Source organism: Pseudoxanthomonas sp. PXM03, assembly GCF_014852005.1.
In the GTDB taxonomy this organism is placed as follows: Bacteria; Pseudomonadota; Gammaproteobacteria; order Xanthomonadales; family Xanthomonadaceae; genus Pseudoxanthomonas_A.
In genome coordinates this window covers 31,859-55,903 of record NZ_JACVAU010000002.1, presented here as the reverse complement: position 1 = coordinate 55,903, position 24,045 = coordinate 31,859, and the positions used below count along the sequence as shown (strand labels likewise).

At 67.4% G+C, this 24,045-nt stretch carries 22 protein-coding genes and 1 tRNA gene; 3 read left to right on the top strand and 20 right to left on the bottom strand.

Annotated features, from left to right (window positions below; translation table 11 throughout):
* Positions 1-41: 41 nt before the first annotated feature.
* Entirely contained in the window at positions 42-971 is a 930-nt protein-coding gene (locus IB223_RS09005) for a hypothetical protein (RefSeq protein WP_192201359.1), read from the top strand.
* A gap of 210 nt (positions 972-1,181) precedes the next feature.
* Here the strand turns inward: IB223_RS09005 and IB223_RS09000 are convergent.
* From IB223_RS09000 to IB223_RS08935, 14 genes are all read right to left on the bottom strand, one after another.
* Positions 1,182-1,267, bottom strand: a tRNA-Leu gene (locus IB223_RS09000).
* A gap of 61 nt (positions 1,268-1,328) precedes the next feature.
* Positions 1,329-1,916, bottom strand: coding sequence for a cysteine dioxygenase family protein (locus IB223_RS08995; RefSeq protein ID WP_192201358.1), 588 nt, complete (start codon positions 1,914-1,916; stop codon positions 1,329-1,331).
* Between the two features lie 239 nt (positions 1,917-2,155).
* Positions 2,156-3,283, bottom strand: coding sequence for a homoserine O-acetyltransferase (locus IB223_RS08990; RefSeq protein ID WP_192201357.1), 1,128 nt, complete (start codon positions 3,281-3,283; stop codon positions 2,156-2,158).
* Between the two features lie 27 nt (positions 3,284-3,310).
* Positions 3,311-4,243 (bottom strand): endonuclease/exonuclease/phosphatase family protein, encoded by a 933-nt coding sequence (locus IB223_RS08985; RefSeq protein WP_192201356.1) that lies wholly within the window; start codon positions 4,241-4,243, stop codon positions 3,311-3,313.
* A 314-nt stretch (positions 4,244-4,557) separates the two neighbouring features.
* Entirely contained in the window at positions 4,558-5,574 is a 1,017-nt protein-coding gene (locus tag IB223_RS08980) for a tetratricopeptide repeat protein (protein WP_192201355.1), read from the bottom strand.
* Positions 5,574-6,032 (bottom strand): cytochrome c-type biogenesis protein, encoded by a 459-nt coding sequence (locus IB223_RS08975; RefSeq protein ID WP_192201354.1) that lies wholly within the window; start codon positions 6,030-6,032, stop codon positions 5,574-5,576. The genes IB223_RS08980 and IB223_RS08975 overlap by 1 nt, the downstream gene beginning before the upstream one ends.
* Positions 6,029-6,574 carry a DsbE family thiol:disulfide interchange protein gene (locus IB223_RS08970; protein ID WP_192202362.1) on the bottom strand — a complete coding sequence of 182 codons (546 nt, stop codon included), beginning with the start codon at positions 6,572-6,574 and terminating at the stop codon, positions 6,029-6,031. Before IB223_RS08970 ends, IB223_RS08975 begins: the two co-directional genes overlap by 4 nt.
* Positions 6,575-6,621: 47 nt before the next feature.
* The gene (locus tag IB223_RS08965; RefSeq protein WP_192201353.1) at positions 6,622-8,562 is read right to left on the bottom strand and encodes a heme lyase CcmF/NrfE family subunit; all 1,941 of its coding nucleotides are present in this window, start codon (positions 8,560-8,562) and stop codon (positions 6,622-6,624) included.
* 216 nt (positions 8,563-8,778) lie between these two features.
* The gene (ccmE, locus tag IB223_RS08960) at positions 8,779-9,240 is read right to left on the bottom strand and encodes a cytochrome c maturation protein CcmE (RefSeq protein WP_192201352.1); all 462 of its coding nucleotides are present in this window, start codon (positions 9,238-9,240) and stop codon (positions 8,779-8,781) included.
* Between the two features lie 3 nt (positions 9,241-9,243).
* Positions 9,244-9,411 (bottom strand): heme exporter protein CcmD, encoded by a 168-nt coding sequence (gene ccmD / locus IB223_RS08955; protein WP_192201351.1) that lies wholly within the window; start codon positions 9,409-9,411, stop codon positions 9,244-9,246.
* Positions 9,408-10,163 carry a heme ABC transporter permease gene (locus tag IB223_RS08950; protein ID WP_192201350.1) on the bottom strand — a complete coding sequence of 252 codons (756 nt, stop codon included), beginning with the start codon at positions 10,161-10,163 and terminating at the stop codon, positions 9,408-9,410. The genes ccmD and IB223_RS08950 overlap by 4 nt, the downstream gene beginning before the upstream one ends.
* 13 nt (positions 10,164-10,176) lie before the next feature.
* A complete protein-coding gene (gene ccmB, locus IB223_RS08945) occupies positions 10,177-10,869 on the bottom strand; it encodes a heme exporter protein CcmB (RefSeq protein ID WP_192201349.1) in 693 nt (230 codons plus the stop codon).
* Positions 10,870-11,113: 244 nt separating this feature from the next.
* The gene (gene ccmA, locus IB223_RS08940; RefSeq protein ID WP_192201348.1) at positions 11,114-11,764 is read right to left on the bottom strand and encodes a heme ABC exporter ATP-binding protein CcmA; all 651 of its coding nucleotides are present in this window, start codon (positions 11,762-11,764) and stop codon (positions 11,114-11,116) included.
* A gap of 119 nt (positions 11,765-11,883) precedes the next feature.
* The gene (locus IB223_RS08935) at positions 11,884-12,381 is read right to left on the bottom strand and encodes a DUF3293 domain-containing protein (RefSeq protein ID WP_192201347.1); all 498 of its coding nucleotides are present in this window, start codon (positions 12,379-12,381) and stop codon (positions 11,884-11,886) included.
* A 71-nt stretch (positions 12,382-12,452) separates the two neighbouring features.
* Between IB223_RS08935 and IB223_RS08930 the strand changes: the two genes are divergently transcribed.
* Complete coding sequence (locus IB223_RS08930) at positions 12,453-13,604, top strand: pyridoxal phosphate-dependent aminotransferase (protein ID WP_192201346.1); 1,152 nt, start codon at positions 12,453-12,455, stop codon at positions 13,602-13,604.
* Positions 13,605-13,741: 137 nt separating this feature from the next.
* Positions 13,742-14,539 (top strand): amidohydrolase, encoded by a 798-nt coding sequence (locus tag IB223_RS08925; RefSeq protein ID WP_192201345.1) that lies wholly within the window; start codon positions 13,742-13,744, stop codon positions 14,537-14,539.
* A gap of 829 nt (positions 14,540-15,368) precedes the next feature.
* On the opposite strand, the gene IB223_RS08920 is transcribed toward IB223_RS08925, so the two are convergent.
* The 6 genes from IB223_RS08920 to IB223_RS08895 all read right to left on the bottom strand — a co-directional run bounded on the left by IB223_RS08920 (position 15,369) and on the right by IB223_RS08895 (position 23,838).
* Positions 15,369-15,815, bottom strand: a complete 447-nt coding sequence (locus tag IB223_RS08920) for a PaaI family thioesterase (protein WP_192201344.1) — start codon at positions 15,813-15,815, stop codon at positions 15,369-15,371.
* A complete protein-coding gene (locus tag IB223_RS08915) occupies positions 15,812-16,192 on the bottom strand; it encodes a hypothetical protein (protein ID WP_192201343.1) in 381 nt (126 codons plus the stop codon). Before IB223_RS08915 ends, IB223_RS08920 begins: the two co-directional genes overlap by 4 nt.
* Before the next feature lie 10 nt (positions 16,193-16,202).
* Positions 16,203-17,417 carry a PQQ-dependent sugar dehydrogenase gene (locus IB223_RS08910; protein WP_225590984.1) on the bottom strand — a complete coding sequence of 405 codons (1,215 nt, stop codon included), beginning with the start codon at positions 17,415-17,417 and terminating at the stop codon, positions 16,203-16,205.
* A gap of 26 nt (positions 17,418-17,443) precedes the next feature.
* Positions 17,444-19,336, bottom strand: coding sequence for an ABC transporter ATP-binding protein (locus IB223_RS08905; RefSeq protein ID WP_192201342.1), 1,893 nt, complete (start codon positions 19,334-19,336; stop codon positions 17,444-17,446).
* Positions 19,337-19,618: 282 nt separating this feature from the next.
* Positions 19,619-20,716 (bottom strand): efflux RND transporter periplasmic adaptor subunit, encoded by a 1,098-nt coding sequence (locus IB223_RS08900; protein ID WP_192201341.1) that lies wholly within the window; start codon positions 20,714-20,716, stop codon positions 19,619-19,621.
* Between the two features lie 26 nt (positions 20,717-20,742).
* Positions 20,743-23,838 (bottom strand): efflux RND transporter permease subunit, encoded by a 3,096-nt coding sequence (locus IB223_RS08895; RefSeq protein WP_192201340.1) that lies wholly within the window; start codon positions 23,836-23,838, stop codon positions 20,743-20,745.
* Positions 23,839-24,045: the final 207 nt, after the last annotated feature.

The window sequence follows — 24,045 nt, the reverse complement described above, 5'->3', positions numbered from 1 at the left end:
CGCGGCACGGCTCAACTCAAACGTTACGTCTCACGCGAGCAATGTCTAGATTTGACAAGAGAAATTTCATCGTCTCTACGATCGCGCTCATTGTCGCGATCGGGAGCCTCGTACTGACGCATCTCGCGATCAGTGCATCCTGGAGAATTGCAGAGTTAAGCGGAAGCTTCGATAGAGCGGGCGTTGAAGTTGGCATAGGCGATCAGTTTCTGGATGCAGGGCGACCAAACTTTGTGATGGTTGGCGCAAGTGAGATGGCGTCTGTCAGCACGCCTATAGTTATAGGCGCAATTCCTTTTACATTTAGATCGTCAGGCCAGAAATCGCTAGATTCACTGCATATTTCTTTTCAGTATAAGAAGATCTTTCAACGCCAGCTACTCGAATCCGCTGAGCTTGACATTTCAGGTGCGTTTTCAAATGTTGAAGTTAGAAAGTCGACATCATCTGAAGCTGATCAGTTCTATGTCTCCTACTCTGCAACAGACCTGAACCCCGGCATCTCTCTTCGGATCGCTGAGCCAATTTTTCTTGAAGAGACCTATGTTAGCGGCGTCGTTCCGTTCAAGACTAAGGATGGCGTGGCAGCAACGATTGACTACGGCATCAGTTACTCGAAGAACTTTGGTATGGCCGTTAGCGCGCCAGATGCGGCGGTGTTGGTCTATCCAATTCAGGTGTCGGTGCAGCAAGCTGACTCATTGCAGCAACTCGCAGGCGGTCGTATACAAGAGCATGTGCTAGAGCGTCAGAAGTTTGTTCGTTCAGGGCTCGGATTCATGTCATATCTGGTTGCTCTACTGACATCATCTCCTGCTGAGACTGTTCACTTGGTCTATGTGCCGCTCAAGAGAGTCGACCACGGTAAGGATGGTGCGATTCTGTTCGCGGATAGCAGTCAGCAAACTGCACTAGTAAAATATCCCTTGCTTTCGTGGCGATACTTAATTGCACGCGGTGGCGTGCAATAACTCGTTCAAGTCAACACACTTCGCAGGCCGGCGGAAACCGGCGAAGTGCCTTGGGTGAGTCGAGTGAACTGATCCTTATCGGCAGGGGCTGTCACGCCGCGATTGACGCTAGAGCCGGGCTCGTCGTTGGAAACTGCCCGCAGCTCACCCGTCCTACGGAATACCTAGGCGCCACAAACGAAAAAACCCCGGAAGCCCGGGGTTTGATCTTGGTGCCGAAGGTGGGACTCGAACCCACACGCTTTTAAGGGCGGCGGATTTTGAGTCCGCTGCGTCTACCATTCCGCCACTTCGGCGCGGACGGGGAGTATAGCCGAGCCCGGGTCCCCGCCGACAGGGGCAGGGTCCCGCAGCCCCTCAATTGACCTGGTCCGTGCCCAGCAGCCGCTCGCCCCGGCGCTGCCAGCCGTCCGTGCCGGCCTCTTCCTCCGGCGTGAAGATGCCGCAACGGACCATCGTGCGCTGATACACATGCAGGCTCACCGCGATCGCCTTGTCGCTCGGGTTGCGGATGGTGTGGTACTCGTGCGGCGGGATCAGGCTGCCCGCCGAGCCCGTGCCGGCCTCGATCGTCCCGGCCGGGACGAAGCGATAACGCACATCATCGTGCTCCGCCAGCTCGTACTGCGTGATCTCCAGGCGCCCGCGCCACACGCCCTCCACGCACCACATGCCCGAATGATCATGGATCTTCGTGCCCTGGCCCGGGCCCCACGTCATCGCGATCACGCTGTAGCCGTGCTCCGGACTGGTGTACAGCTCGCGGCGCGCGTAATGGTCGGAGATCGGCTCCAGCACGCAGGACGGCAGATGCACGTCCTCGTCGCAGATCAGTTCGCACAGCGACTTGCGCAGCGCATCGGTGACGGCGCGGTCGTCACCCAGGGCGACGGCGGCGTCCAGCGAAGCGATCAGCTTGTCGGCGCCGGGGAAATCGAGGGTCATGGGACGAGCCCGGTGGAAGTGTGGGCCCATTTTAGCCGCGCGGGGCGGGGAGGGTGTCGTGCGGTGCGGGATGGGTTGGCCGTTCCCTCACCCCGCGCAGCGGGGAGAGGGTGCCCAGCGGGCGGGTGAGGGGCGAACGGAGACCGGATGGGTGCGCGCTCGGGTGTTTGCCGCGCTCGCCCCTCATCCGCCTTCGGCACCTTCTCCCCGCTGCGCGGGGAGAAGGGAACAGCGAGGGCTCAGACCCCCTCCAGAAACCCTGCCACTGCCGGTCCGAACCGCTCGAAATCCACCAGGAAGGCATCATGCCCCTGCGGCGATTCCAGCGGCAGGAACTCCGCCTGCGCCCCGCCGGCCGCCAGCCCCTCGGCGATCTGCTGCTGCTGTTGCAGCGGGAACAGGATGTCGGTGGCCGCCCCGATTGCCAGCGCACGCTGCACGCGGATTTTGGCCAGCCCCTTCATCACGTCGCCGTCCGCGCGGTCCTCACCGGCGTATTCTGCCAGGTCGAACCAGTCCATCGACCGGCTGAGATAGAGATAACAGTTGGGATCGAAGCGGCGCACGAAACGGCGCGCATGGCCTTCCAGGTAACTCTCCACCTGGAACTCCAGGCCGAACGGTTCCTCGTCAGGTCGATCCGATTCCAACCGCACGCGACCAAAGCGGCCATCCCACTCCAGCGCCGAACGGTAGGTGATCACGCCCAGCTTGCGCGCCATCCGCATGCCGGATTCGGGATAGGTCTCGTCGTCGTACTGGCCGTGGTTCCATTGCGGATCCAGCCGGATCGCCTCGCGCTGCAGCGAGCGGATCGCGATGGAGAACGGCAGCGCCTGCGCACTGCCGGAGATGTTGATGTGCGTGCGCGCTGCGCCCGGGTGCAGCAGCAGGTAGGCCAGTGCCGTCATCCCGCCCATCGAGTTGCCGATGATGCAGGCCAGCTGCTCGATGCCCAGCCCGCGCACCACGTCGAAGGCCGCGTTGGCGCCGTCTTCCACCGACAATTCGGGGAAGTCGAGGCGGTAGAGGCCACCCGTATCCGGATTCACCGAGGCCGGGCCCGTCGAGCCCTTGCAGCTGCCCAGCGAGTTCACGCAGACCACGAACCAGCGGTCGGTGTCGATCGGCTTGCCGGGGCCGAGCATCGCTTCCCACCAGCCCTCCGCCTCGTTGCCCGGATTGCGCGCCGCATGCGCGTCCGGCGACAGCCCGGTGACGATCAGCACCGCGTTGTCGCGGTGCTCGTTCAAGGTGCCCCAGGTCTCATACGCCATCCGCGCCCCGTGCAGCGCACCGCCGCGCTTCATGCGGAACGGCGAGGGCAGGGGATGGAAGCGGGTGCCGGGGGGGATGAATTCGGTCATCCGCCAAGTGTAGCGATCTGCGCGGCGCTATTCGCCATGCCAACGCACCCCGACGCGCACGGGCAGGTGGTCCGAACCGATATCGGGGCCGCGTTGCGCGTCCGTGCCGGCAAACTCGGACGAGACCAGCACGTGGTCGATACCGATGCCGAACCAGCCGCCGGCCTCGCTGGGATAGGTAGGTGCCCATCCTGAAACGCGACGCAGGGAGCGCAGGTCGCTGCCGAGCAACGCACTGGACCACGGCGTGGCATTGAGGTCGCCGGCGACGATGGTCGGTCGGGCGGTCGCCGCCGAGGCGAGTTCGCGCAGCAGGCCATCGCGTGCACGGTACTTGCGCGTGGCCATCGGTGGTTTCGGGTGCGCGGCGATGAGATGGACGGTACGGCCGTCGATGTCGAGATCGGCCTCCATCCGCAGTGCGCCCAGTCCGTCGGGCAGTACACGCACGTTGTGCAGTGGATGATCTGAGAGCACGCCCAGGCCGGGCGGAGATGCAAGCGGATGCAGCGCGTAGTGTGCGAAGCCGCCGTACTGCCGTTCGGCCAGCGCGGCGGCGTAGTCCGGAGACAGTTCGGTCAGCACCACGAGGTTGGCCGGCTTCCGTTGCAGCCAGTCGAGCAGTGCGGCGGGGTCTTGCTGGCGGATGTTGACGTTGGCGACCGCTACCACGAGATCCGACGATTCCTGCGAGCGCGGGGCAACGGGACTGGCGGTGAGCCATGGCAGGGCCAGCAGTGGCAGGCCGAGCAGCCAGCGCCTGTCGCGTAGGGCGCCGAGCAGGCAGGTGACTAGCCAAGCGGCGCCATAGAGCGGCTGCCAGTGCGCGAGCAGGTCCAGCGCCCAGCCGATGGATCCTTGGCCGGGCATCCATGCGCGTTGCAGCGGGAGCAGCAGTCCGAGCAGCGCAGGTGCGGAGAGCCAGAGCGCTAGCCGCGACGCAACGCGTGCGCGCTTCATGCAGTGGGCAGCAGATGGATCATCGCCGGAGTGTAGGGAAGGCGGGTGAGCGATGCCATGTCATGCAGGTGCGGGCACGGCACGGATACGTCGCAACGCAGTGTCCGTATCCCTCGCCCTGCGCAGCGGGGAAAGGGTGCCCGGAGGGCGGGTGAGGGGCGAACGGAGTGGGCGTCCTCGCGCTGCGATCGACGGTCAACGCGCGTCTACGACGGGGACGCGGAGGGTTCTGCGCGAAGAGCGCCCCTCATCCGCCTTCGGCACCTTCTCCCCGCAGGCGGGGAGAAGGAGATGCGCTGGCGTGTGCCGATGCCTTACGGCACCACGCGATCAATCGTCAGCGTGTAGCTGTTGCCGGCCTTGACCTCGGCCGTGACGGCAGCGGCTTCCAGATCGCCGGTCTGGGCGGCGGGGCCACTGCCCTTGGCGATGCGGGCGACCAGTTGCACATGCGGCAGCTGCGACAGCTTGAGCGTGGGCATGGGGCTGTCGCCGTCACCGAGGGGCACGGTCACCGGGAAGGTGTTCACCGGCAGGCGCCTGGCGGCGACCGGCATCGGCGGGCCGCCCATCTGGCGGGCGAACACGAACAGCGTGTCGCCCGGCGCCAGCTTGTCCTTCAGTGCCGGGGCCAGCTCAACGGTGACGGTGAGCAATGCAGGTGCCGCGTCGGCGGGCGCGGCCGGTGCAGTGTCGGCAAGCGGCGGCAGGCCGGCGTCGGCGCGTGCTTCGTTGATCTGTGCGCGCAGGGTGGCGGCCGTGTTGGGGTCGACCTTGGCCAGCAGGGGTTCCCAGGTCTTCGCCGCCTCGGCGTGCTTGCCTTCCTGCCGCTGCGCGAGGCCGACGAACCACAGCGCGCGCTGGTGATCGGGATTGATGGCGATGGCCTTGTCCAGCAGTGCCATCGACTGCGCGTCGAGCTTGCGTTCGGCATTGTTGAACAGGCGCGCCTGCGCTGTCTCGACCAGCAGGTCGGCGTCGGTGGGCAGCAGCTGCACGGCGCGCTCGAAGGCTTTCTGCGCATCGTCGTAACGTTGCAGCGCGGCGTAGGACTTGCCCAGCAGGCGCCAGCCTTCCGGTTCGTTGGGCTGCTTCGCGAGCTCGGCTTCGAGCTGGGTCACGGCATCGTCCAGCGTCGTGGGCATCGTGGCGGTGGCCTGCGGCGACAGCGCGGCAGGCGTGCCCACCACGCGGTACAGCGCGAATGTGGCGATGCCGAGCGCGGCGACGCCACCCAGCACCAGCCCGCGCGCATCGCGCCACAGCGGCCACAGCACCGCCAGCAGGATGGCGGCGGAAAGCACGATGGAGAGGATCACGAAGGTGGTCATCACCACTCCTGGTTGTCGTCGTCGGTGGCCGGCGCGGGGTGCTTCGCGCGCTTGGCGACGATCCGGCCGACCCACACGCCGCCGGCCAGCAACAGCAGCAGCGGCCCGAACCACAGCACGTAGGTGCCCGGTGCCATCTCCGGCTTGTACAGCACGAACTCGCCGTAGCGATCGACCAGGAACTGCTTCACCTGCGCGTCGTCCTTGCCCTGGCGCATCAGGTCGAGCACCTCACGCCGCAGGTCGTGCGCGATCTGCGCGTTGGAATCGGCCAGCGACTGGTTCTGGCACATCACGCAGCGCAGTTCGGCGGTCAGCCTGTGGAAGCGGGCTTCCTCGGCGTCGTCGCGGAATCGCAGCGGGGTGGGGTCGCTGACCTGGGCGACGGCGGGCGCGGCGATGGCGACCAGCAGGGCCAGCAGCAACGCGCGCAACAGGAGAACGGGGGAGATGTTCATCGGCCGGCTTCGATCTTCTCCAGCGCGGGAATCAGCTGGTGGTCGATGATGGCCTGGTCGATGGCGCCGACGTGCTTCCAGCGCACGATGCCTTGGCCGTCCACCAGGAAGGTCTCGGGCGCGCCGGAAATGCCCCAGTCGATCGCCGTGCGGCCTTCGATGTCGGCCAGCACCATCATGTAGGGATTGCCGAACTGCTCCAGCCACCGCAGCGCGTCCGGGCGCTCGTCCTTGAGGTTGTAGCCGATGAAGCGCACGCGCTTGGTCAGCGCGAACTGGGTGAGGACCGGGTGCTCGACGCGACATTCCGGGCACCAGCTGCCCCACACGTTCATCACGTAGGCCTGGCCGGCGAGGTCCGCGTTGGTGACGCGTTTGGCGGGTTCGTGCAGCAGCGGCAGGTCGAACGCGGGCGCCGGCTTGCCGATCAGCGTGGAGGGCAGCGCATCGCGGCCGGCGCGGTCGGATTGCTTCACGCCGTAGTACAGCAGGCCCATCAGGCCGATGAAGAACAGGCCGATGATGATCAGCGCGAAGGTCATCGCGCCACGCGAGCGCGGCGGCGACGGCGGGAGTTCGGACGCGTTGCTCATGCGGGATTGGCCTCGGGCTTGCGGTGGTTGCGGAACCGGCGGTCGGCGGCGGTGACGAAGCCGCCCAGCGCCATCAGGGCGGCGCCCAGCCAGATCCAGCGGACGAAGGGCTTGATGTGCACGCGCAGCGCCCAGGCGCCGTCGCCGAGCGGTTCGCCGATGGCGACGTAGACATCGCCGAGCACCCCGGGCCGGATGCCGGCCTCGGTCATCACCTGACCACCACTGGCGTACGCGCGCTTCTCCGGATGCAGCAACGTCACCGGCTTGCCATCGCGCAGTACCTGCACGTGACCCCGGTCGGAGAGGTAGTTCGGTCCCTGGGTTTCATCGACGCCCTGGAAGTGGAAGCCCCAGCGGCCGACCTCGACCGTCTGGCCGGGCTTCACCGCCAGTTCGCGCTGCACGTTGAGCGCTTCCACCAGCAGCGCGCCGACCAGGAACACGGCGATGCCGGTGTGCGCCAGCGTCATGCCCAGCATCTCAGGAGTGAAACGGCCGTTCGCGCGCAGGCGCGACCAGACGAAGCGCAGCGTGCCCAGGCCAACCCACGCCGCACCGAGGATGCCGGCGGCGGCTTTCAGCTTGCCTTGAGGCGCCACGAACCAGGCGATGACGGCCAGTGCGATCGCCAGCCCGGCCCACGGCAGCAGCATGGCCAGCGGCTTGCGCAGGTTTTCGCGCTGCCACTTGGTGATCGGCCCGAAAGGCACCAGTGCCACCAGCGGCGCCATCAGCACGATGAAGAGCAGGCTGAAGTACGGCGGGCCGACCGAGATCTTGCCCAGTTCCAGCGCGTCGGCGATCAGCGGATACAGCGTGCCCAGCAGCACCATCGCGCAGGCGGCGGCGAGCAGCAGGTTGTTGGCCAGCAGCAGCGTCTCGCGCGAGTTGGCAGCGAAGTACGACTTCTCCGATTCGCCCTCGGACAGCTGCGGTGCGCGCCAGGCGTACAGCAGCAGCGAACTGCCGATCACCACGCCCAGGAAGATCAGCACGAACAGGCCACGGGTGGGATCGGCGGCGAAGGCGTGCACGCTGGTCAGCACACCGGAGCGCACCAGGAACGTGCCCAGCAGCGACAGCGAGAACGCGGCGATGGCGAGCAGCAGTGTCCAGCCACGGAACGCGCCGCGCTTCTCGGTGACCGCCTGCGAATGGATCAGTGCCGCGCCCACCAGCCAGGGCATGAAGCTGGCGTTCTCGACCGGATCCCAGAACCACCAGCCGCCCCAGCCCAGTTCGTAGTACGCCCACCAGCTGCCCAGCGCGATGCCGAGGGTGAGGAAGCCCCAGGCGACGTTCGTCCACGGCCGCGTCCAGCGCAGCCAACGTGCGTCCACGTGGCCGTCGAGCAGCGCAGCGATGGCGAACGCGAACGGCACCACGAAGCCGACGTAGCCCACGTACAGCAGCGGCGGGTGGATGATCATCCCCGGGTCCTGCAGCAGCGGGTTGAGGTCGCGGCCTTCGCCGGGAGACGGCAGCAGGCGGATGAAGGGGTTGGAGGTGAAGATCAGGAAGGCGAGGAAGCCGATCGCGACCACGCCCATCACGCCGAGCACGCGTGCCATCACCACGTCCGGAAGACCGCGCGAGAACAGCGCCACGGCGCCGGTCCAGATCGCCAGCACCAGCGCCCACAACAGCAGCGAGCCTTCGTGCGAGCCCCATACTGCGGTGTAGCGGTAGACCATCGGCAGCAGCGAGTTGGAGTTGCTCGCCACGTACTTGACCGAGAAGTCCTGCTGCACGAAGGCCACCGTCAGCGCGATGAAGGCCAGCATCACCAGCCACAGCTGTGCGTAGGCCGCCGGGCGCGCGACTTCCATCCATGACGCCTTGCCGCGCTGCGCGCCGGCCAGCGGCAGCACCGCCTGCAGCATCGCCACCAGCAGCGCCAGGATCAGCGCGATTTGTCCGAGTTCAGGAAACATGCGTATTCCATACCCTCTCCCTGCGCAGCGGGGAGAGGGTGCCGAAGGCGGGTGAGGGGCGAGCGGAGTCGCCGGCGTTCAAACAATGGGAGGGCATCCAGATGCGACGATCATCTTTCCCGTCGAACAGGTGCTGACCAGCAAGAGCGCCCCTCATCCGCCCTTCGGGCACCTTCTCCCCGCAGGCGGGGAGAAGGGAGCGGGCAAGCGCCACCTTCAATTCGGTGACCCGGCCGGCGCGGCCTGCACGTCGTGCTTCTGGTGCGCTTTGCCCATCTTGTCTGCGACTTCCTTCGGCATGTACGCCTCGTCGTGCTTGGCCAGCACGTCCTCGGCCACGAACACGCCATCCTGCAGGGTGCCGGTGGCGACCACGGCCTGTCCCTCGCGGAACAGGTCCGGGAGGATCTTGTCGTAGCGCACCGTCAGCTGCGCGTCGCCATCGGTGACGCGGAAGTGCGAGGTCAGCGAGCCGGCTTCGCGCTTGAACGAGTTCTTTTCCACCATGCCGCCCAGCCGGAAGCGGGACTGCTTGGCATCACCACGCAGCACTTCGGCCGGTGTGTACAGGTACGCCACGTTGCGCTGCAGGGCCATCGCGATCAGCGCGGTGGCGATGCCGGCCACCACGACGGCGAGCAGCACGAACAGCAGGCGACGGCGTCGCACGGGATTCATCGGTCAGCGTTCCAGGTCGGTGGGGGCGGCGTTGCGGCGCGAATCGCGTGCGATGCGCAGGCGGGCGGCGCGCAGTTCGCGGCGCACCTGCAGGCGCGGGGCGATGAAGTCCCAGGCCAGCACGGCGGCGAACACGGCGTAGGCGCCGATGACGTATTCCAGATAGCTCATGGGGCGGCTCCGTCCGACGCGAGTTTCGCCACCCAGGCCTTGCCGGCTTCGCGGTGCAGGTTGTCGGCGCGCGCGCGCGCCAGCAGCGAGCCGGCGAACCAGAACTTGGTGGCGATCACCATCAGTACCAGAGGCAGCAGCATGCTGTCGTCCATGCTGGACTCGCCGAACACGCGGATGGTCTGGCCCTGGTGCAGCGAGTTCCACCACACCACCGAGTAGCGGATCACCGGCAGCAGCGCCACGCCGACGATGGCCAGAAGGCCGGCCGCACGCGCCGCGCTACGGCGGTCGTCGATGGCGCCGTACAGGCCCATCACGCCGAGATAGAGGAACAGCAGGATCAGTTCGGTGGTCAGGCGCGGATCCCAGTCCCACCAGGTGCCCCACATCGGCTTGCCCCAGATGCTGCCGGTGGCCAGGGTGATGACGGTGAACGCGGCGCCGGTGGGGGCGCAGGCCATTGCCAGGATCTCGCACAGTTTGATGCGCCAGACCAGCGCGATGGCGGCATAGAACGCCATCAGGCCGAACACGAACATGCTCATCCACGCGCTGGGCACGTGGATGTACAGGATCCGGAAGCTGTCGCCCTGCTGGTAGTCGGCCGGCACCACGAACAGCGCCTGCCACAGGCCCACGCCGAACAGCACGAGCGCCGCCAGGTAGCACCACGGCGTCCAGCGCGCGGCGAAGCGGTCGAAGTAGGGCGGTGAGCCGAGTTGGTGGAACCAGCGGACGAGAGGATTCATGCGGCGGCGGTCTTCAGGTCAGGGCGATGCGGATCGCCGCGGCGGCGGCCAGCGGCGCCAGCAGCAGCGAGAGCAGCAGGCCGGCGGCCAGCCAGAGGAGGGCGCCGGAAGCATCCAGCCCTTGCGCGCTGGCGGTCACGGCCCCTGCGCCGAACACCAGCACGGGCACGTACAACGGCAACGCCAGCAGGGCGACAAGGATACCAGAGCGCCTCATGCCCACCGTCAGCGCGGCCACCACGGCGCCCAGCAGGCTCAGCAGCGGCGTGCCCAGCGCGAGCGTGGCCAGCAGCATCGGCAGGTCGCTGCGCGGCAGGTGCAGCATCTCGCCCAGCAGCGGCGTCACCAGCACCAGGGGCAGGGCGGTGGTGGCCCAGTGGGTCAGCACGCGCACCAGCACCAGCCACGCCAGCGGCACCGGCGCGAGGATCCATTGTTCGAGCGAACCATCTTCCGCATCGCCACGGAACAGCGTGTCCAGCGACAGCAGGCCCGCCAGCAGCACAGCGACCCACAGCACCGCCGGCGCCACCTTCGACAGCGCCTGCGGCGCGGTGCCCAGGCCGAGTGCGAACAAGACGACCACCAGCATGGCGAACAGGGCAGGCTGCAGTGCATCGCCACGGCGGCGCCACAGCAGTTGCACGTCGCGCGTGATCAGTGCGCGGGCGGTCTGGAGGAGCGAGGGGGACGTGGTCGAATTCATGCTTCCGCCTCGGAGGAGCAGCGCCTTCCCCCGCCTGCGGGGGAAGGCGGGGATGGGGGCGAAGCGGAGTCGTGTGCCGTGATCACGGCATGGGAATTCCACGAGCGCGTTCCGTGCGAACGAGACACTGGATGCAGGGCCCCGGCGGCGCGCTTCCGGGCGCCGGCGTGCCCCCACCCCAGCCCTCCCCCGTGAACGGGGGAGGGGGCGATGGACGGCGGAGTCGGAAACATCGGTGCGGGATTCATGTCGCGTCTCCCCGCTCCAGCAGCAGCATGCGGGTCTGCACCGGTGGTGCGGCGTAGGCGCCGTGCGTGGTCACCAGCGCAGCGCCGCCGTCGCGCAGGTGCGCGGAGATCATCCGGTTGACCAGGGTGATGCCGTCCAGGTCGAGGTTGGCGTAGGGCTCGTCGAGCAGCCACAGCGGCGACGGCGACAGCCACAGGCGCGCCAACGACAGCCGCTTCTTCTGGCCGGCGGAGAGCTGCCGCGCCAGCGCGTCCTCGTAGCCGGCCAGGCCGACCATCGCCAGGGCATTGCCCGGCATCTGCCGCGCGCGGCGACCGTGCAGGCCGCAGAGGAAGTTGAGGTTCTCCAGCGCGTTCAGGTCCGCCTTCAGTGCCGGCAGGTGGCCGAGGTAGGCCATCGCGTGGGCGCGACGCGACGGGCCGGCAGGCTGTCCGTCGATGTCGATCTGGCCCGTATCGGCCCGCAGCAGGCCGGCCAGGACGCGCAGCAGGGTGGTCTTGCCGACGCCATTGCCGCCCTGCACCAGCAGCGCCTCGCCTGCGTCCACGGCGAAGTCCAGCGGCCCGAACACCGGCTCGTCATTGCGCGAGAACGCCAAGGCGCGGGCGGCCAGCAACGGCGGGTGGCGGGGAGCGGCGTCGGTCATCGGATCGGGCGTTCCCGGGCGGGAGGCTGGGGTGTCCTGGGGGCTCAGCCGCGCATTGTAAGCGGAGGCGCCGGGCCGGCCGCCTGCGACAGACGGTCGCGCCCCGGGCCCCGACAGGCTCAGCCCACCCAGTCGGTATGCGGGTCGCCGTCGGCCTGCGCCGGTCGCGGCCACATCATGCGCAGGCGGACGGGTTCGCCGGCCTGCCAGAACAGGGTGCCGCCCTGGCCGAACTCGCGGGCCAGGACATCGGCCTGCTCCGGAGTGGCATCCAGCACCAGGCACCCGTGTTCCACCATGCCGCCCTGGCTGTTGCAGCCCAGTGCGGGATGGAAGGACAGGCCGAGCGCCTGCACGCGAGCATGCAGGCGTTCCTGCGCGGCGTCATTGAGCGGGCGCGAAGTGTCGCCGGGCGGTGGATTCCATGCGGTGATGAACAGATAGCGGGTCGCCATGATCTGCCGCTCGACATCCGCCGCGGTCAGGCCGGTGCGGAACAGCCATTCCTGCCGCCCTACCGCCACGAAGTAATGCGCGGCTGCCCAGGCGGTGGCCAGACGCGCCCGTTCGACCTCGGGAACCTGGTCGATGGCGTCGGGATCGCGGGAGTCGCCCATGGGCCGCATCATCGCGCGTAAAGCGGAGCGCGTACACTCCGCCTTCCCCTTCATCGAGTGCCTGACCCGGGATGTTCCAGCCCCAGACCAAGCTGCCCAAGGTGGGCACCACCATCTTCACCGTGATGTCGCAACTGGCCGCCGAGCATGGCGCGGTCAACCTGGGGCAGGGTTTCCCGGATTTCGCGGTGCCGCCACGCCTGGTGGACGAACTGGATGCCGCCATGCGGGCCGGCCACAACCAGTACGCACCGATGACCGGGGTGGCGCCGCTGCGCCAGGCCATCGCCGAAAAGGCGCTGCGCTGCTACGGCCGCGAGGTGAATCCCGACACCGAGATCACCGTGACCAGTGGTGCTACCGAGGCGTTGTTCAACGCCATCCATGCGGTAGTGCGCCCGGGCGAAGAGGTCATCGTGCTGGACCCGGCCTACGACAGCTACGAGCCCGCCATCGACCTGGCCGGCGCGCGCGCCGTGCATGTCCCGCTGGATCCGCAGACCTTCGCCGTGGATTGGGACCGCGTGCGCGCGGCCATCACCCCGAAGACGCGCCTGCTGATCATCAACAGCCCGCACAACCCGTCCGGCGCGATGTTCGACGCCGCCGACATCCGCGCACTGGCCGCGCTGCTGGAAGGCACCGGCATCTACCTGATCTCCGATGAGGTGTACGAGCACATCGTGTTCGATGGGCGTCGCCACGAGTCGATCCTGCGTTACCCCGAGCTTGCCGCGCGTGCGTTCGTGGTGTCCAGCTTCGGCAAGACCTACCACTGCACGGGTTGGAAGATCGGCTATGCCATCGCACCGCCGGCGCTGACGGCGGAGTTCCGCAAGGTGCACCAGTACAACGTGTTCTGCACCTTCGCGCCGGCGCAGTTCGCCTTCGCCGCGATGATCCGCGATGAGCCGGAACACTACGAGCAGCTGGGTGCGTTCTACCAGGACAAGCGCGACCGTTTCCGCGAACAGCTACTGGGCACGAAGTTCAAACCGTTGCCGGTGCCGGGTGGTTACTTCCAACTGGTGGACTATTCCGCCGTCAGTGACCTGTCGGATACCGAGTTCGTGAAGTGGCTGACCGTGGAGCACGGCGTCACTGCGATCCCGCTGTCACCGTTCTACGAAGCGCCTCCGGCGGGCCAGCGCCTGGCGCGCCTTTGCTTCGCCAAGAACGAAGCGACGCTGGATGCGGCGATCGAACGGTTGAAAAAACTCTGAACCCTGTAGGAGGGGCTTCAGCCCCGACGCTTTCCCGTCCGTTCGCTGGAAGTCCGGACATCGAAGAGCATCGGGGCTGAAGCCCCTCCTACAGAGGGTTCCGTTTCGTTGTCGATGCAACCAGGAATATCCGAGCCATGCAGGACCTCCGCATTTCCCTCATCCAGGGCGAGACACGCTGGCACGACCCGGCGGGCAACCGAGACTATTACGGCGGCCTGATCGCGCCCCTTGCCGGACAGACCGATCTGGTCGTCCTGCCGGAGACGTTCACCAGCGGCTTCAGCAACGAGGCGATCGACCAGGCCGAGGGCATGGACGGCGCCACGGTGGCGTGGATCCGCGAGCAGGCCGGGACGCTGGGTGCCGCGGTTACCGGCAGCGTGCAACTGCGCACGTCTGAGGGGGTGTTCAATCGTCTGCTGTTCGCCACGCCCGACGGCGCGCTGCAGCACTACGACAAGCGGCATCTGTTTCGTTACGCCAACGAGCACATGCGGTATGCGGCGGGCAGCGAGCGGTTGACGCTCGAGTGGAAGGGTTGGCGGATCAATCCACTGGTCTGCTACGACCTGCGCTTCCCGGTGTTCGCGCGCAACCGTTATGACGTGGAGCGCCCGGGCCAGCTCGACTTCGATCTGCAGATATTCGTCGCGAACTGGCCGGCGGCGCGTGCGTATCCGTGGAAGACGCTGTTGCGCGCGCGGGCGATCGAGAATCTCTGCTACGTCGCGGCGGTCAATCGTGCGGGCACGGATGGCAATGGGCACGAATACAGCGGCGACAGTGCGGTGATCGATTTCCTGGGACAGCCGGTGGTGGAGTTGCCGGCAGGCGAGGGTGTGGCGACGTCGACGATCTCGGCGGAGGCGCTGGCGACGCACCGGGAGAAGTTCCCGGCGATGCTGGATGCGGACCGATTCGAGCTGCGCTGAGTTGAGCCCCTCTCCCTGCGGGAGAGGGGTTGGGGTGAGGGGTAACGAAGTCCGTTGCTCACGTGGACCTTTAGCGTGTCCAGGTGCGCACCGTCGCGTAGGGTTCTTGGGCCTGGCGGGGCGGTTCTTTTTGCGTGCAGGCATGGTGCGCTCGCCGCGGGGCGTCCCTTTCTTTGCTCGTGCAAAGAAAGGAACCAAAGAAACACGCCCCAGGCGGCACGCCCTCCGCGCTGCGCGCTCCGGGTTCGCGAGTGGGCCGGGAATTTTCGTAAGGCACATCCCTGTGCCATACGAAAACGCCGCCATCCATGGCGGCGCCCTGCGGGTTTTACCCGACCCACTCGCCGTGCCTAGATGGGGCCCCGAAAGCAACAGCCACAGCAAAGCACTTGCTACGGATATGCCCGGCCCAGCTTCGGGGCCCCTTAGGTCCGGCAGTCACGGCGGGTCAAACCCCGTAGGGGCGGCGCACAGGGATGTGCGTCGTTTCCGGATGACACAGGATGTGTCTTCCGGAAATTCCCGCCGGGACTGCGAACCCGCCGCGAAGCGGCGGGCGGACCGCCGGGGTGTGATTTCTTTGCCTACTTTTCTTTGCACAAGCAAAGAAAAGTAGGGCCCCCGCGGCGAGCGGCGCCATGCGTGACCTCAAGCAGACCCGCACCGAAAGATGCATGCAAAAGATTCGTCGCGCGTGAGTGCTTTCGGTGAATCGTGGATGTTGTCGGGCCGCCGCTTATCGAGACTCGCCGACTTCGTTGGCCCTCACCCCAACCCCTCTCCCGCAGGGAGAGGGGCTTCAGAGCCGCCACTGCCTAGCCGCGTGAAGTCAGCCGCTCTTCGGAGGCAGGATCTGGCACACCGCCTGGCACATCACCAGCACGCGGCCCGCGTCGTCACGTACCTCGCCCGCGAGGAACAACTGATTGCGCGTGCGCTCCACCAACCGCGCGTGGCAGGTGATGTGCGGCATGTCCGGCGTCACCGGGCGCAGATACTGCGTGTTGAGCGAGGTCGTGACGCTGGGCGGCGCGATCAGGTACGAGAACGGACCCAGCGTGTTGTCCAGCGCGGCGACGATGAAGCCGCCCTGCATGTGGCCGATCGGGTTCTGGTAGCGGGGAAGCACGGGAAAACGCATCGCCAGCGATTCGCCTTCCACGTAGGCGACCGGCTCGCCCTGCATGTCGAGCAGGCACGGCGGTGGAATCTGCAGGGGTGCGCCGGCAGGCAGGCGCGCGCGCAGCAGGGCATTGATGTCGTTGCCGTCGCTCATGGTGTGAAACTCAGCTCGAACGAAGTGAAGAAAGGCGCACGCCGTGGCGCCGACAGCGTCTTGCCCGCGATCTGCTTTTGCACGCAGATCGCCAGGGGCGTCGTGCCTTCCCGCCACGTGCGTACCACCTTGCCGGTGGCGTCCAGCTCCGCCACGACCACGAACGGCGAGGTGTCCGCCGTGGGGGTCGCGCATGCGCTGACGCCGGCATCGAGCGCGACGGCCTGCGCATCGCGCAGCGATGCCGCCTGCTCCGGAGCCAGCGCGGCTTCGTCGGCATCCGCGCGTTGCTTGGCTTGCGTGTAGTCGAGCGTTGCCTGTGCGTGCGCCGCAGGGGCGCAGCACAACCCGAACGCGAGCAGGAGGTGTCTGATCACTGGCTACTCCTCACGGCGCCTTCGGCGGTTCGATCCGCCAGATCTTGCCGTTGTCTTCGTCGGTGACCACGTAGACGTTGCCGTCCGGCCCGACGCGGACGTCGCGCACACGCTCGCCGATCTCGTTGAGCAGGCGTTCTTCGCCGACGACCTTGTCGCCGTCCAGGGTCAGGCGGATCAGGTTGCGCTCGGCCAGCGAGCCGAGGAACAGACTGTCGTTCCACGGACTTTCCGGTCGCCCGGTGTAGAACGCCATGCCGGACACGCCGGGGGATTTCTCCCACAGGTGGTGCGGTTGTTCCATGCCGTCCTTCGCCTTGCCCACCGCTTCTGGAATCGGCTGGCCGGAATAATTGATGCCGTGGGTGATGACCGGCCAGCCATAGTTCTTTCCAGGCTGGGGCAGGTTGATCTCGTCGCCACCGCGCGGGCCATGCTCGCTCTGCCAGAGCGTGCCGGTGCGCGGGTCGCGCGCCATTCCCTGCATGTTGCGGTGGCCGTAGCTCCAGATTTCCGCACGCGCGCCGGATTGGCCGACGAAGGGATTGTCCTGCGGCACGCTGCCGTCCAGGTTGAGGCGCACCAGCTTGCCCTGCAGCTTGTCGAGTTCCTGCGACATCGCGCGCTTGTTGCGTTCGCCCTGGCTGATGAAGAGATGGCCGGCATCATCGAAGACCAGGCGCGAGCCGAAGTGGTTCGGGCCATCGACCTTCGGTTCCTGGCGGTAGATCACCTTGACGTCGGCAAGCGCGCCGTCGGCCAGCGTGCCGTAGGCCACTGCGGTGCCTGCGGTACCGTTGTCGCCCGGCTCGGCATAGCTCAGGTAGATGCGCTGGCTGGTGGCAAAATCCGGCGCGGGCACCACGTCGAGCAGGCCGCCCTGGCCGGTGGCGAAGACCTTGGGCACGCCAGTGACCGGTGAGGACACCGCGCCGTCGGCACCGACGCGGCGCAACTGCCCGCTGCGTTCGGTGACGAGCATGCTGCCGTCGGGCAGGAACGCGAGCCCCCAGGGATGATCCAGGCCGCCCGCCACCTGCGTGGCCCGGACCTGGCCCTTGGCACTGGTCAGCGTCTGCGCGGGCTGGCTCGCGGGTGCAGCCTGCTCCGCAGTGGCAGTGGCAGTGGCGTTGCCTTTGGCTTCACCGTTCGCGGGCGAATTGCACGCAGCCAGGGGCAGCGCGAGAAGCAGGGCGGTGGCGAGTCGATGGGATGCGTTGCGCAACGTCGTATCTCCTGTGGGGAACATAGTCATCGGTAGCCGGCGGCCTGCAGTTCGAACAGTTCGGCGTAACGGCCGCCCTCGGCCAGCAGTTGTTCGTGGGTGCCGCTGGCTTCCAGGCGTCCTTCATTGAGGACCAGGATGCGGTCCGCCATGCGTACGCTGGAGAAACGGTGCGAGATCAGCACTGCCGTCCGATTGTCCGACAATTCCTTGAAGCGTTGGAAGACCTCGAATTCCGAGCGCGCGTCCAGCGCGGCGGTCGGTTCGTCCAGGATCATCACCTGCGCATCACGCATGTAGGCACGCGCGATGGCGATCTTCTGCCATTGTCCGCCGGACAGGTCCACGCTGTTCTTGAAGCGGCGCCCGACCATCTGGTCGTAGCCCTGGGGCAGTCCGGCGATCACTTCGTCGGCCATGGCGCGCGCGGCAGCGTCGCGGATGCGCGCCTGGTCGTGCATGGCGTCGATCTGGCCCACGCCGATGTTCTCGCCGGCGGTCAGGTGGTAGCGCACGAAGTCCTGGAAGATCACCCCGATGTTGGCGCGCAGTTCGTCGATGTCGTAGTCGCGCAGGTCGCGCCCATCCAACAGGATGCGGCCCTCGTCCGGGTCGTACAGGCGCGCCAGCAGCTTGACCAGCGTGGTCTTGCCGGCGCCGTTCTCGCCGACCAGCGCCAGCACTTCGCCGGCACGCAGCTCGAAGTCCAGACCGCGCACCGCCCAGCGTTCGGCGTCGGGATAGCGGAAGCCGACGTTCTCGAAGGTGAAGCCACGGGTGATCGGTTTCGGTACCGGGACGGGATGCTCGGGCGAGGTGATCTCCGGTTCGATCTCGAAGAACGAAAACAGGTCGTCCAGATACAGCGCCTGGCCCGCGACCTGCGAGAAACCCACCAGCAGGCCTTCCAGCAACTGGCGCAGGCGGCGGAAGCTGCCGGCCAGGAAGGTCAGGTCGCCGATGCTGAAGTCGCCGCGCACCGTGCGCCAGGCGATATAGCCGTAAGCCACGTAGTACCCCAGCGTGCCCAGCGCCGCCAGCAGCGTGCCCCACACCGCGCGACGCCGTGCCAGCGCGCGGTTGGCGATGAAGAACTTGTCGGCCAGGGTGCGATAACGGCTGATCAGGAAGCGATGGAGGTTGAAGATCTTCACCTCCTTCGCTGTTTCCACGCTGGCACCCATCTGCCGCATGTATTCCAGCTGCCGCCGCTCCGGCGTCCACTGGAAATTCAACGAGTAGCCCACCGCATTGAAGTGCGCTTCGCCGATGAAGGCGGGAATCAGCGCCACCGCCAGCAGCACCATCAGCCACGGCGCATAGACCAGCAGGCCCGCGGCGAAGCCGACCACGGTGATGGCGTCCTGCACCTGGCCGAACAACTGGCTCATCAGGTTCATGCGGCCCATGGTCTGGCGGCGCGCGCGGTCCAGCTTGTCCTGCAGGTCCGGGTCTTCGAAGTCCTCCAGGTCCAGCGTGGCCGCGTGTTCCATCAGGCGGATGCTGGTGGCGTTGGTGAACAGCTCCGACAGCAGGGCGTCGGCATAGCTCACCATGCGGCCCAGCAGGTCGGACAGGATCGCCAGCGCGAATTCCACCGCCAGCAACCACAGCAGGTGGTCCAGCACGCCGCTCCGCCACGCGGCCATCAGGCCTTCCTGCGGCACGCCGGCACCGACCAGGCGGATGGCCTCGTCGATGATCAGCTTGCCGATGTACAGCGTGACGATGGGCAGCAGGGCGCGGATCACGCGCAGGCCCAGGCTGGCGGTGGTCAGGACGCGACTTGTCTGCCAGATCTGGCGCAGGAACGGCGCCAGGTTGCGCATCGCATCGAAGCGCTCACGCAGGTTGGGCTTGTTGGCAGGGCGCGGGGCGGCGCCCTTGGGCTTGCCCGCAGGCGGGGGTGACGAGGCCATGCGTGGATTGTGCCTGCCCCGGATGGATTTGGGGTGAAAGCGCGGCTATCTGCACGGTGGGAGCGACGTCAGTCGCGATCAGGCATTGCATCTGTCCAGTCGCGACCGACGTCGCTCCCACAGGGGCGTCAGGGGCATCATCGGGAAGCGACGCGGATCGCGACTGGACGTTCTCCGTGCATCCGTATCCAGCTGTTCGGGGAAGCGGTATGACCCCGTTCGACCGGACCTCTCCAGGTGACGGACAACGCCAGCCGCGATCCGCGTCGCCTCGCACCATGCTCAGCGCATTGCGACCGCCAGTGATGCTGGCTGGATGCTGACCGCCTGCCCGGGCTCGATGCGTTCGCCGCCACGCACAATCAAACGGTCGCCGACGCGCACATCGCCGGTCACCTCCACCAGGCCATCGACTTCGACGCCGGTTTCCACCGGCAGGCGTTCGGCCTTGCCGGCGCCATCCACGCGCATCACGAAGTCACCTTCGCGACGCAGCATCACTGCGTCGCGCGGCACCGCGACCACGCTGCGCGTGCCTGCGCTGGGAAGTCCGACATCCACCGCACTGCCCACCGGCATCTGGGTGGCATCGATGGCGATGCGCAGTTCCAGCTGGCGCGAGGATTCGTCGCCGACCGGCACCAGGGCGGTCACCGGCCAGGCGCGCTCGGTGTCGCCCGCGCGCACAAGCACCGAGGTGCCCGTACCCAAGTGCTGCGCCAGGTCCACCGGCGCACGCACACGGACTTCCTGCGATGCCGTGTCCACCAGGCGCGCCACGGACGCGCCGGTGGTCAGGTATTCGCCCAGTTGGGTGTGGCGTTCGGCGACGATCCCGGTGAACGGAGCGCGCACCACCATCTGTTCGCGCTGGTGACGCGTCTGCGCCAGTTGCGCGAGCGCGCGTGCACGCTCCTGCACCAGCATGTCGCGGTCGGCCCGCAGTTGTTCGTACTGCGCACGCGCGATGTTCTGTTGTGCGGCCAGTTGCGCGTAGCGCTGTTCCTGCCGGGCCGCAAGGTCGAGCTGGGCCTGGATGCGGGCCAGGTCGGCGCGGCCTTCCTGCTCGCGCAGCCGCAATGCCGTGTCGTCCAGCACCGCCAGCGCCTGGCCGGCGCGTATGCGTTCGCCCACCTCGACCACCTCGACGACGCGCCCGCCCTGTTCGCTGGCGACGCGCGCATCCTGCCGGCTGATCACGCTGCCGGGCGACCAGTGGCGCGGTGCGAACTCCGCATTCACCGCTGGCGCGACGCTGACGATCGCCGGCGGCGCGTCCGGCGTTTCGGGGGCGCTGGCGTCGGCGTCCAGCTCCAGCAAGGGGAGGGCGAGGACGCCGGCCAGCGCGACGGCGATCAGGGTCTTGTGCAGGGTACGCATGTCGTTTTCCAGGAAGGGGGAGGGGATCAGGTCGCGGGGGACGGAAGCGGCGTGGCGGGGGTGTCGCGTACATCCGCGCGGGCAGCGCGTGTGCCAGCCAGCCGCAGCAGGGCGGGCACCAGCACCACGGTGAACAGCAGGCTCAACGCCACGCCGCCTACCGAGACTGCCGCAAGGCCGCGGTAGATCACCGCGCCGGGGCCGGGATTGATCGCCATCGGCAATGCGCCCAGTACACCGGTCAGCGCCGCGATCAGGATCGGTCGCAGGCGTTGGTCCAGGGCCTGTTTCAGGGCCTCGTCCAGCGATGCGCCGCCCGCCTGGGCCTCGCGCGCCTGCGCCACCAGCAGGATGGCGTTGTTGATCACCATGCCCAGCAGCATGATGAAGCCGATCATCGACAGCAGGTCCAGGGTCTGTCCGGCCGCCACGTCGAGCACGCGCAGGCCCAGCACGCCACCGAGCACCGCCATCGGCAGGGTGGCCATGACGAAGGCGCTGTCGCGCAACGACTTGAACATCGCCGCCATCAGCATGAACAGCACCACCAGCGCGATCACGAAGTTCGTGCCCATGCTGCGCACCACTTCGCCGAGCCGGTCGGCACTGCCGGAAATCCGGATGGCGGCGTCGGGAGGCAGCCCATCGCGCAACGCAGGCACGATCTCGTCATTGACGATGTCCAGCGCTTCTTCCAGCGACATCGCGGCCGGGGGATCGACGGTCAGCGTCACCGTGCGGCGGCGGTCGATGCGGCGCAACTGGTTGGGTGCGAGCACCGTTTCCACCTGCGCGAGTTCGGCCAGGCTCAGTACGCCGCCCTGGGGTGTCGCCAGGGGCGCGGCGCCCAGCCGTTCGACATCGTCGGCGCGGTCGCTGCGCAGGATGATGGCGAGCCGGCGGTCGCCGTCGAAATGCTCGCCCAGCCACTGGCCATCGCCCAGCGCACGTACGACGGTGCCCAGCTCGGGCCGCCGCCAGCCCGCTTCCGCCAGACGGCGGTCGTCCGGATTCACCCGCAGTTCCGGCGTGCCGGCATCGGCATTGGGCCACGCCTGCACATTGGCGCCGGCGAAGCGCTCCGACAGCAGTTTGCGTCCTGCTTCCGCCGTCCGGGCCAGTGCGTCGCCATCGCTGTGCTGCAGGTGGATGGCGATGGCGCGTGCCGATCCGCCGAAGCTGCCGAACAGTTCGCCTTCGCTGGCGAAGGCGCGTGTGTCCGGAAAGCCGACGACGATCTCGTCGCGCACGATGCGTTCCAGCTCGCCGATATCGGCGGGATCGACCACGCGCGCGCCGAGCGAACCACCGCCCGGCCACAGGTTGAGGTACCAGTTGCTCAGCTGCGGCCCCTTTTCGCCCTCCATGTACGGCCGCATGCGCTCGAGCACCACGGGGGCGATCTCGCGGTTCACGCGTTCCGGGCTCATGCCGGGCGGGAAGTTGAAGAAGGCATCCACCGCGGCACGCTTCACCGGCGGCAGGTAGTCGATCTGCGGCATCAGCAGCGTCGCCAGCAGCACGGGCGCGAGCACCAGTGCGCCGACCCACGCAAGCTGACGCGGGCGACCCTCCGTGACACGCAGCGCCCAGTCGCTGACGCGCGACCAGGCACGGTGCTGCGTGGCATCGCCGGGACGCGTGCGCAGCCAGCTGCCGGCGGCGGCGGGCAGCACGGTGACGGCGATCAGCAGCGAGATCCCCACCGCGATGGAGATGGTCAGCGCCAGGTCGGCGAACAGCTGGCCTTCCACGTCATCCATGAAGATCACCGGCAGGAACACGGCCACGGTGGTGAGCGTGGACGCAACCAGCGCGCCGCCCACCTGGCGCGTGCCCTCCAGAGCGGCGCGCGCTGCCGGCATGCCTTCCTCGCGCAGCCGCACGATGTTCTCCGCGACGACCACGGCGGCATCCATCACCATGCCGACCGCGAACGCGAGCCCCGCCAGCGAGATGACGTTGAGGCTGCGGCCGGTGAGCTGCAGCACGATGAAGGTGGCCAGCAACGAAATGGGAATGGCGCACGCGATCAGTGCGGTGGCACGCACATCGCGCAGGAACCACCACAGACAGCCGACCGCGAGCAGCACGCCGACGGTGAGGCTGCCCGACAGCAGGCCGAGTGCGCGGTTGATGAACACCGAGGCATCGAAGCTCTGCGCGATCTCCAACCCGAGCGGCTTCAGTTCCCGTTCGCGAACGTCCGCCACGACGCGCTTCACTTCATCCAGCGTGTCCAGCACGTTGGCCCCGTTCTCGCGCAGGATGCGCAGCCCGATGGCGGGGTTTCCGTTCTGGTAGGCGAAGAAGCGCTGCTCCGGCCGTTTCACTTCGACGCGAGCGACATCGCCAAGCCGCACCGGCCGGCCATCGCGCCAGGCCAGGATCAGCTCGCCCAGGGCTTCGGGCGAATAGCGCCCGGCGAAACGCAGCACGTACTCGCGCCGCCCGGCTTCCACCACGCCGCCGGACACGTCGGTGGCGCGCGCCGCGACGGCGGCGACCTCGGGAATCTGGATGCCCAGCGCGGCGGCACGTTCCAGATTGAGGGTGATGGTCAGCTCTTCCTCGGCGCCACCGTTGATCTCGACGCCGGCCACCCCTTGTACCGCGGAGATGCGCGGGACGATGCGATCCTCGATCATCTGCCGGTAGTCGAGGATGTCGCCGCGCGTGCCCGGCAGCTTCTGCACGAAGAAATAGGTGAGCGAGTTGTTGGCATTGTCGGCGCCCGCCTGCACCACGGGCGGTGTCGCATCGCGCGGCAGCGGCTGCAGCCGGTTCATGCGCGACAGCACCTCCACCAGCATCGCGTCCATGTCGCTGCCGACGGCGAAGGTGAGGTTGATGAAGCTGTTGCCCGCGTTGACGTTGGAGGAGATTTCCTCCAGCCCGGGCAGGCCCTGCATCACGGCTTCGATGGGTTCGACGATCTCCGACTCCATCTCCTGCGGCGATGCCGCGCGCCAGCCGGTCTGGATCGACATCTGTGGCCGCTCGATGTCGGGAAACAGCTGCAGCGGCAGCTTCATCAGGCTCATCAGGCCGAAGGCACAGACCATGGCGACGACCACCGCGACGGCAGCGGGATTGCGCAGGGAGGCTTCGGTGAGTTTCATCGTGCAGGTCCGCTGTGGTCTCGGCGGAGCGCACGATGCGCGCGTCTTCCGTGATGGTTATGGCCCGGAAGTCATGCCGCGTGCCGTATTGCGGCAAGTGGTGGAGCGGGCGCGATGAACCGAAGATCGAGAATCCGCGTTACGCCGGGTTGGCACTGATGTAGGAGCGACGTGAGTCGCGACCGCACGCGTCGGATTTCGTCGCGC

What these genes read in the sequence shown, in the direction of transcription:
- IB223_RS09005 (WP_192201359.1), top strand. Translation starts at nt 42, where the DNA reads ATGTCTAGATTTGACAAGAGAAATTTCATCGTCTCTACGATCGCGCTC.
- IB223_RS08995 (WP_192201358.1), bottom strand. Translation starts at nt 1,916, where the DNA reads ATGACCCTCGATTTCCCCGGCGCCGACAAGCTGATCGCTTCGCTGGAC.
- IB223_RS08990 (WP_192201357.1), bottom strand. Translation starts at nt 3,283, where the DNA reads ATGACCGAATTCATCCCCCCCGGCACCCGCTTCCATCCCCTGCCCTCG.
- IB223_RS08985 (WP_192201356.1), bottom strand. Translation starts at nt 4,243, where the DNA reads ATGAAGCGCGCACGCGTTGCGTCGCGGCTAGCGCTCTGGCTCTCCGCA.
- IB223_RS08980 (WP_192201355.1), bottom strand. Translation starts at nt 5,574, where the DNA reads ATGACCACCTTCGTGATCCTCTCCATCGTGCTTTCCGCCGCCATCCTG.
- IB223_RS08975 (WP_192201354.1), bottom strand. Translation starts at nt 6,032, where the DNA reads ATGAACATCTCCCCCGTTCTCCTGTTGCGCGCGTTGCTGCTGGCCCTG.
- IB223_RS08970 (WP_192202362.1), bottom strand. Translation starts at nt 6,574, where the DNA reads ATGACCTTCGCGCTGATCATCATCGGCCTGTTCTTCATCGGCCTGATG.
- IB223_RS08965 (WP_192201353.1), bottom strand. Translation starts at nt 8,562, where the DNA reads ATGTTTCCTGAACTCGGACAAATCGCGCTGATCCTGGCGCTGCTGGTG.
- ccmE (WP_192201352.1), bottom strand. Translation starts at nt 9,240, where the DNA reads ATGAATCCCGTGCGACGCCGTCGCCTGCTGTTCGTGCTGCTCGCCGTC.
- ccmD (WP_192201351.1), bottom strand. Translation starts at nt 9,411, where the DNA reads ATGAGCTATCTGGAATACGTCATCGGCGCCTACGCCGTGTTCGCCGCC.
- IB223_RS08950 (WP_192201350.1), bottom strand. Translation starts at nt 10,163, where the DNA reads ATGAATCCTCTCGTCCGCTGGTTCCACCAACTCGGCTCACCGCCCTAC.
- ccmB (WP_192201349.1), bottom strand. Translation starts at nt 10,869, where the DNA reads ATGAATTCGACCACGTCCCCCTCGCTCCTCCAGACCGCCCGCGCACTG.
- ccmA (WP_192201348.1), bottom strand. Translation starts at nt 11,764, where the DNA reads ATGACCGACGCCGCTCCCCGCCACCCGCCGTTGCTGGCCGCCCGCGCC.
- IB223_RS08935 (WP_192201347.1), bottom strand. Translation starts at nt 12,381, where the DNA reads ATGGGCGACTCCCGCGATCCCGACGCCATCGACCAGGTTCCCGAGGTC.
- IB223_RS08930 (WP_192201346.1), top strand. Translation starts at nt 12,453, where the DNA reads ATGTTCCAGCCCCAGACCAAGCTGCCCAAGGTGGGCACCACCATCTTC.
- IB223_RS08925 (WP_192201345.1), top strand. Translation starts at nt 13,742, where the DNA reads ATGCAGGACCTCCGCATTTCCCTCATCCAGGGCGAGACACGCTGGCAC.
- IB223_RS08920 (WP_192201344.1), bottom strand. Translation starts at nt 15,815, where the DNA reads ATGAGCGACGGCAACGACATCAATGCCCTGCTGCGCGCGCGCCTGCCT.
- IB223_RS08905 (WP_192201342.1), bottom strand. Translation starts at nt 19,336, where the DNA reads ATGGCCTCGTCACCCCCGCCTGCGGGCAAGCCCAAGGGCGCCGCCCCG.
- IB223_RS08900 (WP_192201341.1), bottom strand. Translation starts at nt 20,716, where the DNA reads ATGCGTACCCTGCACAAGACCCTGATCGCCGTCGCGCTGGCCGGCGTC.
- IB223_RS08895 (WP_192201340.1), bottom strand. Translation starts at nt 23,838, where the DNA reads ATGAAACTCACCGAAGCCTCCCTGCGCAATCCCGCTGCCGTCGCGGTG.